Annotated in this window: 8 protein-coding genes and 1 tRNA gene; 5 read left to right on the top strand and 4 right to left on the bottom strand. The window is 73.3% G+C overall.

Going from position 1 to position 12952, the window contains the following annotated elements; all coding sequences use genetic code 11:
• The first annotated feature begins 33 nt into the window (after window positions 1-33).
• The gene (locus tag OM98_RS12575) at window positions 34-555 is read left to right on the top strand and encodes an acyl-CoA thioesterase (RefSeq protein ID WP_010534985.1); all 522 of its coding nucleotides are present in this window, start codon (window positions 34-36) and stop codon (window positions 553-555) included.
• Window positions 556-561: 6 nt separating this feature from the next.
• Here the strand turns inward: OM98_RS12575 and OM98_RS12570 are convergent.
• The 3 genes from OM98_RS12570 to OM98_RS12560 form a co-directional block, all read right to left on the bottom strand.
• Window positions 562-634: transfer RNA gene (locus OM98_RS12570), tRNA-Arg, on the bottom strand.
• A 56-nt stretch (window positions 635-690) separates the two neighbouring features.
• Window positions 691-1602 (bottom strand): DNA-formamidopyrimidine glycosylase family protein, encoded by a 912-nt coding sequence (locus OM98_RS12565; RefSeq protein ID WP_010534984.1) that lies wholly within the window; start codon window positions 1600-1602, stop codon window positions 691-693.
• A gap of 33 nt (window positions 1603-1635) precedes the next feature.
• Window positions 1636-6291, bottom strand: coding sequence for an ATP-dependent helicase (locus tag OM98_RS12560; protein WP_010534983.1), 4656 nt, complete (start codon window positions 6289-6291; stop codon window positions 1636-1638).
• Window positions 6292-6550: 259 nt separating this feature from the next.
• On the opposite strand from OM98_RS12560, the gene OM98_RS12555 reads away from it, so the two are divergent.
• The 3 genes from OM98_RS12555 to OM98_RS15320 all read left to right on the top strand — a co-directional run bounded on the left by OM98_RS12555 (window position 6551) and on the right by OM98_RS15320 (window position 9046).
• On the top strand, window positions 6551-7180 hold the full coding sequence (locus tag OM98_RS12555; protein ID WP_010534982.1) for a superoxide dismutase: 630 nt from the start codon (window positions 6551-6553) through the stop codon (window positions 7178-7180).
• A gap of 118 nt (window positions 7181-7298) precedes the next feature.
• Entirely contained in the window at window positions 7299-7646 is a 348-nt protein-coding gene (locus OM98_RS15940) for a hypothetical protein (protein ID WP_010534981.1), read from the top strand.
• Between the two features lie 38 nt (window positions 7647-7684).
• Entirely contained in the window at window positions 7685-9046 is a 1362-nt protein-coding gene (locus OM98_RS15320) for a single-stranded DNA-binding protein (protein WP_175285984.1), read from the top strand.
• 5 nt (window positions 9047-9051) lie between these two features.
• On the opposite strand, the gene OM98_RS12540 is transcribed toward OM98_RS15320, so the two are convergent.
• Window positions 9052-9606: a PPA1309 family protein gene (locus OM98_RS12540; RefSeq protein ID WP_010534979.1), complete on the bottom strand. Its 555-nt coding sequence runs from the start codon at window positions 9604-9606 to the stop codon at window positions 9052-9054.
• A 152-nt stretch (window positions 9607-9758) separates the two neighbouring features.
• Between OM98_RS12540 and OM98_RS12535 the strand changes: the two genes are divergently transcribed.
• A complete protein-coding gene (locus tag OM98_RS12535; RefSeq protein ID WP_010534978.1) occupies window positions 9759-12854 on the top strand; it encodes a UPF0182 family membrane protein in 3096 nt (1031 codons plus the stop codon).
• The last annotated feature ends 98 nt before the right edge of the window (window positions 12855-12952 follow it).

Below are 12952 nucleotides of genomic sequence, written 5' to 3'. Positions count from 1 at the left end.
TGCCGCGATCCGGAGGAGCAACCCAACGTGAACATGTACCTGCGCCTGCTGTGGTTCCTGATCCGGGTGCGCCGAAAGAACCGCCTGTCGATCTGGGACACCTCGCACGCGAGCTTCCGGGTGAACCCCGCCGACCTCGACGTCCAGCGGCACATGAACAACGGCCGCTACCTGTCCCTGATGGACCTCGGCCGGATGGACCTCATGCTCCGCTCCGGCTTCTGGGACCACGTGAAGGCGCAGGGCTGGTACCCCGTGGTCGCCGGCCAGACCATCACCTACCGTCGCTCGCTGACCCTCGGGCAGCGCTTCGACATCGCCACCCGCGTGATGGGCTACGACGAGAAGTGGATCTACATGGAGCAGGTCTTCCGCCGCGGCGACCAGGTGGTGGCCGACGCCGTCGTGCGGGCTCGCTTCCTGCGTTGGAAGGGCGGCAGCGTGGACGTGCCCGAGGTGCTCGCGGCCGCGCCGCCCGAGCCGGAGGGCCTGCGGGTGCCGGAGTGGGTGGAGAACTGGAACCGCGAGTCCAGCGCACACAGCCGGGGGTTGTGACGGGGGTGCCCCCAGCAGGATTCGAACCTGCAACCTACGGATTAGAAGGCCGTTGCTCTATCCATTGAGCTATGGAGGCGGGCGGCAGGCCCGATGGCCGCGGGGGCGGCGCGGGGTCCTGACGCGCGAGGGAGTCTACCGACCGCGGGGTCTGCGGCGCGGGGAGGTGGACGGCGTGGGCTGGCCCCCGGCCTGGCAGCGAGGGCAGGTGAAGACCACGCGCGGGGTGGTGGCCGGCATGCGGGGCTCGGCGACCTCGCCGCGCAGGATCCGGCTGCGGCAGCGGCGGCAGGGCTGTCCCGCGCGCCCGTAGACCCACAGGTCGCCGTCGCGGCCCATCATCCCGCCGGTCGTCATCCGCACGGGGCGGTCGCTGTTCACCTGCAGCAGGCGCTGGGCGCGGTCCACCAGTGCTCCGAGGTCGGTGACGGCGGAGACGGGGGCCAGGGGGTGCAGGCGCTCCAGGAAGCACAGCTCGCTGCGGTAGATGTTGCCGATCCCGGCGAGGTTCCGCTGATCCAGCAGGGCCAGGCCCAGCGCGCGTTCCGGTTCCGCGGCCAGATGGTCGATCGCCCGGGCGCGATGGGTGTCGTCCCAGGTGGGGTCCAGCAGGTCCGGGCCGAGGTGCCCGACGACCTCCGCTTCCTCGGCGGTGCGCAGCAGCCGCACCAGCTTCACGTCGTAGGCGATGGCGCGGGCGCGGCGGCCGTCCGGGTGCTCGGCCTCCAGCAGGATGCGGATCGTGTCCGCCGGCCGCGGCCCGGCGCTGGTGTCGGAGGAGCGCAGCGCCTCCCCGTCCACGTGCCAGATGCCGTCCATCTTCAGGTGGCTGTGCAGGGTGAGCGCTTCGGCGCGGGGCTGATCGGCGGGCGGCTGCAGGCGGATCAGCAGGTGCTTGCCGCGCGGCGTCACCTCCCGGACCCGCCACCCGGTGAGGTCCGCCGTCGCCGCCTGCGGCACCCGCAGGTCGCTCCGGGTGAGCGTGGCCCCGGCGAGGGCCTCGTGCAGTATCCGGCACTGCCGGAACACGGTGTCGCCCTCGGGCATCAGCGATCACCGTCCATCAAAGGCTCGTTGCCATCAGCGGCCTCCGGCGCGGAGCCGGATCGAGCGGGGGGAGCGGTAGCAGCCGGCCGCGACCAGGGCCTCCGCGATCGGGGCGACCGCCTCCGCCGTGATCGCGTGGCCATTGATCCGTTCGATCTGCAGCTGCGGCAGCACGGAGCGCTCGGCGATCGCGCCGACGATCTGCGCGGCCGTCAGCTCGTGCAGCGCGGCCCCGGCCCACCACAGCAGGTGCTTGCCGCCCTTGTCGACGAAGGCGACCGGGTGCCCGTCGACCAGCAACACCACGGCGCCGGCCCGGCGCGCCGGGCGCACCGTCGCGGACTCCGGCGGCGCCGGGTCCAGCGGCGGCCAGGGCAGGGCGGCGCCGTAGGCGGAGGCCGGGTCGGTCGCGGCCAGCACCACCGTCTCGCCCTCGGGGGAGGGGCCGGCCTCGCTGTCGCCGCTCGCGGCGGCGCGGTCGCGCAGCACGTCCACCGCCTCCACCGAGGCGAACTGGGACGCGCCCAGACCGTCCACGAAGTAGCCTCGGCGGCAGGTGCCGCCCTCCTCCAGGGCCGAGAGCACCCGGTACACCCCGGCGAAGGAGCCGGGCACGTCCTCCACGTCCATCGCCCCGCGGGTCAGCACCCCGTGGCGGTCCAGCAGCAGGGTCGCCAGCGCGGCCGAGCGGGCCGTCGGCTCCACGGGCTCCACGCGCAGGGCCGACCAGCGGCCGCCGGTGCCGCCCCCGGTCAGCAGCTGCTCGGGGCTGTCGGCACCCTGGCGCATCATCGCCGCGGACAGCCGGGCCGCACCCCGGCGGCTCGTGGAGCGGCTGCGGCCGGGGGAGCGGGTTCTGCGGGCGGGAGCCGGGCCGAGCGCGAAGGTGCGCAGGGCGGCGACCGAGTCGTTCGTGATCAGGCCGTCCAGGGCCAGGTCCCAGAGGGTCTCGTGCAGGTCCTGCGGGCGGGCCGCCTCGGTCTCGGCGAGGGCGGTGAGGATCTCCCCGTGGCGCAGCGCCCCGGGCGTGGACCGCAGCAGTTCCAGCACCCGGGCCGCGAGCGATCCCTCGGTCAGGGCCGCGGCCGCCTGCTCGATGCGATCCCCGTCCAGGCCCAGCGGCAGGGCCTCGGCCAGGTGCAGACGGATCCAGGCGTCGGAGGAGCCGAGCCGCCCGTGCCCCGTCCACACCAGCTCGCCCTCGGCGAAGGCGGCGTCGAGCATCGCGGGCGTGAGGTCGGGCAGTCGTGCCGGCAGCACCTGCGACTCCCAGGCCGACCAGGGCAGGGACACCCCGGCCAGCTGATCCACGACGGCGAGCAGGCCGTCGCGGCCGCGCCACTCGGCCCGGCCCGCGCCGCCGTCCGGGCGACGGGCCACGAGATGCTGCCAGCGGCCCAGGAAGGAGGCGTAGGCGGGGCCGGGCACCGGGGCGACGTCGGCGCGGGAGGCGGCCAGGCTCGCCCGGCGGATGCGCCGCAGCACCTCGGTGTCCACCCACTCCTCCCCTTCGCGGCCGGGCGTGAACTCGCCCTGCTGGAGGCGACGCTCCCCGGCCAGCTCCTCCAGGGCCGAGCGGGCCACCGAGGGCGCCAGCCCGAAGGCCTCGATGGCCTCCGCGGGGCTGAAGGGGCCGCGATGCCGGGCCCAGCGGGCCAGCAGCTCCGGCACCGCGCGCGGCACCTCCGCCAGATGCGCCTCGGGGACGCCCGGCGGCAGGGCGGCGCCCAGGGCATCGCGCAGCATCCCGGCGTCCTCCACCGCCGCGAGGTGCTCGGCGCCGCCGAGCCGCAGCGCGATCACGCGCCGCGCCGTGAGCAGCTCCGCACAGGCGGAGACGGCGTCCACCCCCTCGGCGGTGCGGGCGGCGATCTGCGCGGGGGTCAGCGGGCCCAGCCGGCGCAGGGCATCGGCGATCTGCTCGGCCCCGGCGAAGGCGCGGTCCGGCTGCAGGCCCTGCAGGGACCGTTCCACCTCGGCGATCACCTCGGCGTCCAGCAGCTCCCGCAGGGACACGGTGCCCAGCAGCTCCGCGAGCAGCGACTGGTCCAGCGCGAGGGCCGCGGTGCGGCGCTCCGCCAGCGGGGCGTCGGCGTCGTAGATGAACTGCGCGAGGTAGCCGAACAGCAGGGAGCGGGCGAAGGGGGAGGGCTGCGGGGTCTCCACCTCGCGCACGCTCACCCGGCGCCGGCCGACCCCGCGCATCAGCTCCACCAGGGAGGGCAGGTCGTAGACGTCCTGCAGGCATTCCCGGGCGGCCTCGAGCATGATCGGGAACTGCGGGTACGGGCGCGCCACCTCCAGCAGACTGCCGGCGCGCTGACGCTGCTGCCACAGCGGCGCCCGCGTGTTCGGGTCCCGCCGGGGCAGCAGCAGGGCCCGGGCGGCGCACTCGCGGAAGCGGCTGGCGAACAGGGCGGAGGAGCCGACCAGGCGCCGCACCTCCTCGTCGATCTCCTCCGGGGTGAAGACGAACAGGTCGGCCCCGGGCGGCTCCTCGCCGTGGGGGATGCGCAGCACGATGCCGTCGTCGGCGGCCATCACCTGCCCGTCCAGGCCGTAGCGCTCCTCGACGCGGGCGCCGACGGCGAGCGCCCAGGGACCGGTGATGCGCTGGCCCAGGGCGCAGTGCAGCACCACCCGCCAGTCGCCCAGCTCGTCGCGGAACCGCTCCACCACCAGCTGCTCGGGGCCGGGCACGAGGCCCGTCGCCTCCTGCTGCTCGGACAGGTGCGTGCGCAGCACGGTGCGGGCGTCGGCATCCAGTCCGAGCTGCTCGAGCTGCCGATCGGCCTGCTCGGCGGGGAGGGCGGCGAGCTCCGCCTGAGTGGTGGCGATGGCGCGGCCCAGGCTCGCGGGTCGCCCCACCCCGTCGCCGTGCCAGAAGGGGATGCGGCCGGTCAGGCCGATCGCGGGCGAGACCGTGACCCGGGAGGCGGTGATCTCCTCGATCCGCCAGGAGGAGGTGCCCAGGGTGATGACGTCCCCGCGGCGGGACTCGTAGACCATCTCCTCGTCGAGCTCGCCGACGCGACGGGCCTGGGTGTCGTCGGCCCCGGTGACCAGGTGCACCGGGTACAGGCCGCGGTCGGGAATGGTGCCGCCGCTGGTCACGACGAGGCGCTGGGCGCCGGGGCGGGCGCTCAGCGTGCCCGCCTCCCGGTCGTGGACCAGCCGCGGCCGAAGCTCGGAGAAGGCCGTGGAGGGGTAGCGGCCCGAGAGCAGGTCCATCGTCTGGTCGAAGGCCGAGCGGGGCAGCGCCCGGTAGGGGTGGGCCCGGCGCACCAGGTCGAACCAGTCCTCGACGTCGAGATCGTCCTCGACGGCGGCGGAGACCGTGTGCTGGGCCAGCACGTCCAGGGCGTTGCGCGGCACCTCGAGCGGCTCGATGCGCCCGGCACGGGCCTCGGTGACCGTGACCGCGGCGCGCAGCACGTCCCCGGCGTGCAGGGGATGCAGGATGCCCCGGGAGACCGCGCCGACGTCGTGCCCGGCGCGGCCGATGCGCTGCAGCAGGCTGGACACGGAGAACGGCGCGGCGATCTGCAGCACCAGGTCCACGGCGCCCATGTCGATGCCCAGCTCCAGCGAGGAGGTCGCGACGACGCAGCGCAAGGTGCCCGCCTTCAGCTCCTCCTCGATCTGCTTGCGGTGCTCCTTGGACATGGAGCCGTGGTGGGCGCGGGCGACGTCCTCGACAGCGTCATCCGCCAGCCGCCGACGGTGCAGGGAGTTCAGCTTCGCGGTGAGCCGCTCGGACTGGCTGCGGGAGTTCGTGAACACGATGGTGGAGCGGTGCGCCATCACCTCGTCGAGCACCGCCCGCTCCACGTGCGGCCAGATGGTGCCGGAGACGTCTTCCTCGTCGACAGCGTCGGCCGGCGGCTCGATCGCCGCGAGATCCGGCACCGGCATGGTGACGGAGAGGTCCCACTGCTTGCTGCTCGGCGGGCGCACCACCGTCACCTCGCGCGGGCGGCCCGCGCCGCCGAGGAAGGAGGCGACCTCCTCGACCGGTTCGACGGTGGCGGACAGCCCGATGCGCTGCGGCGCCTCCGGCGTCATCGCGTCCAGCCGGGCCAGGGACAGCGCCAGGTGCACGCCCCGCTTGGTGCCGGCCACCGCGTGGACCTCGTCCAGGATCACCGTGCGCACGCCCGCGAGGGTGCTGCGGGCCGCGGAGCTCAGCATGAGGAACAGCGACTCCGGGGTCGTGATCAGCACGTCCGGCGGATGGGCCTGCAGGCGGCGCCGCTCCGCGGGCGGGGTGTCCCCGCTGCGCACCCCGACGGTGACCTCGCGCCGGGGCAGGCCCAACCGCTCGGCCGCGCGCATCGTCCCCACCAGGGGCGAGGTGAGGTTGCGCTCCACGTCGACGCCGAGCGCCTTGAGCGGGGAGATGTACAGGATTGAGGTGGTCTCCCGACTCCCGGCGCCCCCGGAGGCGGGCTCCCCGTCGCCGAAGGCCAGCTCGTCGATGGCGGTGAGGAAGGCGGCCAGGGTCTTGCCGGAGCCGGTGGGGGCGACCACCAGGGTGTCCTCCCCGCGCTCGAGCGCCTGCCAGGCAGCGGACTGGGCGGGCGTCGGCGCGGCGAAGGCCTCCGTGAACCAGGCCCGGGTGGCGGGGGAGAACCGCGCGGGCAGCTCCGGGGCGGCATCGGGGCCGGTCGGAGCGGGGTGCGGCGTCATGGGACCCATTGTGCGGGCCGGGTCCGACGAACGAGGGCCCCGACCGTTCGGCCCGCCGCGAATCCGCGTCGCGATCGTCCGGAGGCGCGGCGAAAAGCAGGGAAGACCGCGGATGTCGGTCTTCCCTGCCGCGGATGACGGCAGGTTTCGCCCTGGGCGGACCGCCCCCGCCGTTCCTCGGGAGGACGTGGCAGGATGGAGTCACGGCGGGACCCGCACCGGCGGCTCCCGCGGACATCACACGGAAGGGATGATCCACATGGCGGAGTACACGCTTCCCGATCTCGACTACGACTACGGAGCGCTGGCCCCCTCGATCTCGGGCCAGATCATGGAGCTGCACCACTCCAAGCACCACGCGACCTACGTCAAGGGCGCGAACACGGCGCTGGAGAAGCTCGCCGCGGCCCGCGAGGCCGGCGACTTCGGCACCGTCAACCAGCTCTCCAAGGACCTGGCCTTCAACCTCGGTGGTCACACCAACCACTCGATCTTCTGGCAGAACCTCTCGCCCGAGGGCGGCGACAAGCCGACCGGCGAGCTGGCCGCCGCGATCGACGAGTACTTCGGCTCCTTCGACGCCTTCCGCGCGCACTTCACCGCCGCGGCGCTCGGCATCCAGGGCTCCGGCTGGGCCGTGCTGGCCTACGAGCCGGCCGGGGGCAACCTCGTCATCGAGCAGTTCTACGACCAGCAGAACGGCATCCCCGTCGCCACCATCCCGCTGTTCCAGCTGGACATGTGGGAGCACGCCTTCTACCTGGACTACCAGAACGTCAAGGCGGACTACGTCAAGGCGATCTGGGACATCGTGAACTGGGCCGACGTCCAGAAGCGCTTCGAGAACGCCCGCAGCAACGCGAGCGGCATCGTGGTGCCCACCGTCTGATCCCGCGCGGCCCCTGCGCGGGCCACGCCACCTCGCGGCGGCCGCTCCCCTCGACGGGACGGCCGCCGCGTCCGTGCCGCGACGCCCACGGGTGCCGCGCGCCCTCGAAGGAGCCGTGATGGTCGACCGCCCCAGGCGCTCGTGGTGGCAGCAGAACTCCACCCCGCAGCAGGTCCTGGTGGTGCTGGCCGCCGCCTTCGGTGCTCTCGGACTGCTCTCCGCCGGGCACTTCCTGCAGGCGCTGGAGGGACCGCTGGCCAAGGCCGAGCAGGCCTCCGGCGCCCTCGGGACCGCCGTCGCCCTGAACGCCCTGGCCTGGTTCGCCACCTGGCGTCGCGGGCGCATGAGCAGCATCAGGACGCTCGTCCTCGCGGTGCTGCTGCTCGAGCTCAGCGTCGTCGGCGTGTACGCGATCCTGCAGCTCGTGCACGCCCAGCATCGCGGGGTCCCCTCCCTCGAGGCGTGACCGACCTGCCCGCACCCAGGACCCCAGGAGACCGTGCCTTGTCCGAACTCCGCCGCCGGCTCTCCCGCTGGACGCCCCGCCAGCTTCGCGTCCGGTCCGCGATCCGTCTGCCGCGGCTTCCCCGACGTCCGCGGATCGAGGGCAGCGTCTGGGGGGTGACCGTGGTGCGCGACGAGGCGGACATCATCGGCCACACCGTGCGTCACCTGCTGCGACAGGGCGTGGACGGGGTGATCGTGCTGGATCACCGGTCCACGGACGGCACCTCCGCCGTCCTCGCCGAGCTCACCGCCGAGGAGGGCACGGTGGTTGAGCGGCTGCGGGCGATCGACGGTCCGCAGGTGATCGGTGCCTTCTGCCATGACCTGCACCCGGTGGCCGCGGACGGGGTCGACCTGGACGATCCCGCGGCGCCGCTGGTGGCCGACGAACGACCCGACACGCTGAAGGTCGCGATCAGGCCTCCCGGCTGGGTTCGGGTGAACATGGGCAACCACACCGCGCTCGACCTGGGACGGTCCGTGCCGGGTGGTCTCCGCATCCTCCATGCGCAGTACCGACGGCCCCAGCAGCTCCGGACGGAGGCGGCCACCGGTGCCGCCTCCGTCCGGCGGACCCGGGGGCTGCGCCCCGGCAGCGCTCACCACTGGATGCAGATCGTCGACGGCGGGGAGCGCGAGGCCCGTGAGGCCTGGGAGCGTCAGCTGCGGACCGCCTGCGGCCTCACGCCACGACGCGGGACCTCCACAGCGGTTCCTCCCCATCGCGGCCGCGTCCCCAATCCCCGCCGGCCACTCGCTCGCACAGATGGTGGATCCCAGGCTGGGGGCATCGGCACGGCGCCGATGCCGGGGCCCGCCCCCGGGACACCGGAAGGACACACCATGCGGGACATCCGAACCACCCTGATGGGCAACGTCACCGCGGATCCGAGCGAGCGCACGCAGGCCGACGGCTCCCTCACTGCGATCCTGCGCCTGGCCGTCACCGGCCGCTACTTCGACAACGAGAAGGGGTCCTTCGAGGACCGCAAGACGGAGTTCGTGACCGTCTTCGCGCGCCGCTCCCTGGCCCGGAACGTGCTCGCCTCCGTGGGTCGCGGCCAGCCGCTGATCGTCCACGGGCGCCTCGGCAGCTCCGAGTGGGTGGGGGAAGACGGCTCCCCGCGGCACTCGCTGACCCTGCAGGCGGAGGCCATCGGGCACGACCTCACCTTCGGGGCCGCGCGATTCGCCCGCGCCGGACGGGACGAGGACATCCCCGACCACGACCCGCTGACCGGGGAGATGCTCGGCGACCGGGCGGTGATCCCGCCCGACCGGTCAGGGCATGACGAGGACCGGGCCGGGGAGGGGGTCGCCGGGTCGGCACAGGGCGACGACGCCATGGCGACGGCCTGAGCCGTTCAGGCCAGCTCGGCCACCGTCTCGGCGAGGGCGGAGACCAGGTCCGGCACCAGGGCGGCGCCGAGCACGTGGCCCTCGCCGCCGGGGCGGCGCACGGCCGTCCAGGTGGTGCCGTCGGCCATCGCCGCGGCGACCACGCGCAGCGCGCCCCCAGCAGGGAGGTCCTCGGCGCCGGCGCCGTCACGCAGGTCCAAGGCCTCGGGAGCCAGGTCGCAGGCCAGGGCGCCGCCCGCGGCGAGACCGGCGGGCCAGGTCATCCCGGCCAGGGCGCGCAGCGGATCGGCCGGGCCGTCGGCTCCGGGGGCGCCGGTGGACTCGTCCAGCTCGATCGGGGTCAGCGAGAGCGGGTCCGTGGCGGCCTCGCCCTCGATGCCCAGCAGGGAGGCGAGGCCGGGGGAGTCCGCCAGCAGCTCCGCCTGGCGGGCCAGGGCGAACCAGCGGGGGCGAGGCAGCGCCTCGGTCTCGACGTGGCGGGACACCTCCAGCACCGCGGCCGCGAGGGCGGCGGTGGGGGCGTCGAGCGGGTCGGTGGGGTCGGGGGAGGGAGTCGTCATCGAATCGAGAGCAGTCCTGGGCGTTCGGCCTGACAGAATGGGAGCGTCGTCACCGTCGGTGAGGGCACCACACTGTACCCGGAGCACGGGCGACGCATCGCGTGGACGCGAGGTGGGGTCGTGCCCCGGATCCGAACGACCCGAGGATTTCTGTGAGTTTCTCCGCCCCCTTCGGTGACGCCTCCCGACCACGCCCCTCCCGCCCGGGAGGGGACGGCGCCTCCCGGCCGCGGCTCGGTCCGCTGTGGATCACCGTCATCGTCCTGGCCGTGCTGGTGGTCGCCCTGCTGATCGCCTCCGAGGTCTGGACCACCTACCTCTGGTTCGACCAGCTCGAGTACGCCGACGTGCTGTTGACCCGCTGGGGCACCGAGGTGGTGCTGTTCCTGCTCGGCTTCGTGGTGTTCGCGATCCCGCTGTACCTGAGCCTGCGGCTGTCCTACACGCGCCGCCCGGTGTACCCGCCGGTCACGCGCGAGCAGGAGGCCCTCGAGCAGTTCCGCACCGCCGTGGACCCGCTGCGTCGCGGCCTCACCATCGCAGCCCCGCTGGTGATCGGCGCCTTCGGCGGCCTGGCCGCCTCCCGTCGCTGGCAGGACGTGCAGCTGTTCCTGCACCCGCAGGCCTTCGGGGAGACCGATCCGGTCTTCGACATGGACGTCTCCTTCTACGTCTTCACCCTGCCGCTGATCGACGTGGCGATCGCCTTCGGCCAGTTCGTCTGCCTGGTCGCCCTCGTCGGCGCCCTGATCGGCCACTTCGTCTACGGCGGCGTCGCCTGGGGCCAGGAGAGCGGCCTCGAGGTGACCCGCGCGGCCCGCCGCCACCTCGGCATCCTCGCCGCCGTCTACGTGGTGCTGCTTGGCCTGGGCCACTGGTTCCGCCGCTACGACCTGCTGGTCGCCCAGCACAACCGCTTCGACGGCGCCTCCTACACCGACGTCAACGCGATCCTCCCGGCGCAGACCATCCTCGCCATCGCCGCGATCGTGGTGGCCGCCCTGTTCGTGCTGTGGGTGTTCCGCTCCGATTGGCGCATCCCCGCCGTCGGCGCCGGCCTGATGATCCTGGCGACCCTGGTGGTCGGCAACATCTACCCCTGGGCCGTGCAGCGCTTCCAGGTCAGCCCCAGCGAGCGATCCGTCGAGCAGCCCTACATCCAGCGCAACATCGACGCCACCCGCGCCGCCTTCGGCATCGACGACGTGGAGGAGGTCTCCTACGCCGCCAACACCGACGCCGAGTCCGGCGCGCTGCGGGAGGACGCCTCCACCACCGCGCAAATCCGCCTGATGGACCCCAACGTCGTCGCCCCCACTTTCGAGCAGCGCGAGGCGAACCGCCGCTACTGGGGCTTCGACGACGTGCTCAGCGTGGATCGCTACGAGGTGGACGGCGAGCTGCAGGACACCGTGATCGGCGTCCGCGAGCTGCGGCCCGACAGCTTCGACCTGGCCAGCCAGCCCTGGGTGAACCAGCACATCATCTACACCCACGGCTACGGCACCGCCGCCGCCTACGGCAACCGTCGCAATGCCGATGGCGAGCCCAGCTTCCTGCAGTCCGGCGTGCCCGGCGACGGGGCGCTCGGCGAGTACGAGGAGCGGGTCTACTTCGGCCGCTACTCCCCGGACTACTCGATCGTCGGCGCGCCCGAGGGCGCGACCCCCGAGGAGTTCGACTACCAGGCCGGCACCGATGGCGAGGAGGGCGGCGAGCAGGTCAACAACACCTTCCAGGGCGACGGCGGCCCCAGTGTCGGCAACTTCTTCAACAAGCTGCTGTACGCCATCAAGTTCCGCGACCCGAACATCCTGATCTCGGACTACGTCAACGAGGAGTCGCAGATCCTCTACGACCGCGACCCGCAGGAGCGGGTGCGGCAGGTCGCGCCGTTCCTCTCCCTGGACTCGCAGATGTACCCGGCTGTGGTCGACGACCAGCTGGTGTGGGTGATCGACGGGTACACCACCTCCGACCGCTATCCGTACTCGCGGACGATGGACCTGGACGAGGTCGTCACCGACTCCCAGACCGACCCGGGGGAGTCCGCCGGGCAGCGGGTGGCCAGCGCGAACTACATGCGCAACGGCGTCAAGGCCACCGTCAACGCCTTCGACGGCTCCGTGAACCTGTATTCCTGGGACACCGAGGACCCGGTGCTGAAGTCCTGGGAGGAGGCCTTCCCCGGCGCCCTGCAGCCCGCCTCGGAGATCAGCAGCGAGCTGATGAGTCACCTGCGCTACCCGGCGGACTACTTCAAGGCGCAGCGGCAGATGCTGGCCACGTACCACGTCACCGACGCGGACGCCTTCTTCGGCCAGCAGGACTTCTGGCAGGTCCCGCCGGACCCGACCCAGCCGGCGCCCGAGAACGCCGACGGCACCACGGGCGAGCAGGATGCCCAGCCGCCGATGTACCTGACCATGCAGATGCCCGACATGGATTCGCCGCGCTTCACCCTGTCCTCGAGCTACATCCCCGCGGAGGGGCAGAACGTGCTCACCGGCTTCCTGGCCGTGGACTCGGAGACCGGCAGCGAGTCCGGCAACCCGGCGGAGAGCTACGGGGACATGCAGCTGCTGGTGCTGCCCGCCTCGAACCCGGTGAACGGCCCGGGCCAGGTGCAGGCCACCTTCAACTCGGAGCCCAACGTCTCCCAGGCGCTGAACCTGCTGCAGTCCGGCAACTCGCAGGTGATCAACGGCAACCTGCTCACCCTGCCGGTGGGCGGCGGTCTGCTGTACGTGCAGCCGATCTACCTGCAGTCCTCCGCGGACGGCGGCGGCACGCAGTACCCGCTGCTGCAGATGGTGCTGGTGTCCTTCGGCGATCAGATCGGCTTCGCGCCCACCCTGGACGAGGCCCTGGACCTGGTCTTCGGCGGCGATTCCGGCGCCAGCGCCGGCGACGCCTCCGTGAGCGACGAGGGCGGCACCAGCGGCAGCGTCGACGCCGAGACGGGCGAGGCCACCACCGAGGAGGAGGACGCCGCCACGGAGGAGGAGGCCCCCGAGGACGAGGCCGCGACCGAGGAGGCCGGCTCCGCCCAGGAGCGTCTGGACCAGGCCCTGGCCGACATGGACCAGGCCGTCGCCGACTCCGAGCAGGCCATGGCCGACGGGGACTGGCAGGCGTACGGCGAGGCGCAGGACCGTCTCACCGACGCCGTGAACCGGGCGATGGAGGCCAACGCGGAGCTCGGCGGGAACGCCGGCCCCGGGGCCTCCGACGGCGGCGAGGGCTGAGCGTCCCGCCCGGCGCGCGACGGGATACGCGCAGGTGAGGAGGGGGTGAACGTGGCATGGCCCACGTTCACCCCCTCTCGCCTGGACCTCGCCGGGAC

This window comes from Brachybacterium squillarum M-6-3 (assembly GCF_000225825.1).
In the GTDB taxonomy this organism is placed as follows: Bacteria; Actinomycetota; Actinomycetes; order Actinomycetales; family Dermabacteraceae; genus Brachybacterium; species Brachybacterium squillarum.
This window is presented reverse-complemented; position numbering and strand designations above follow the sequence as displayed.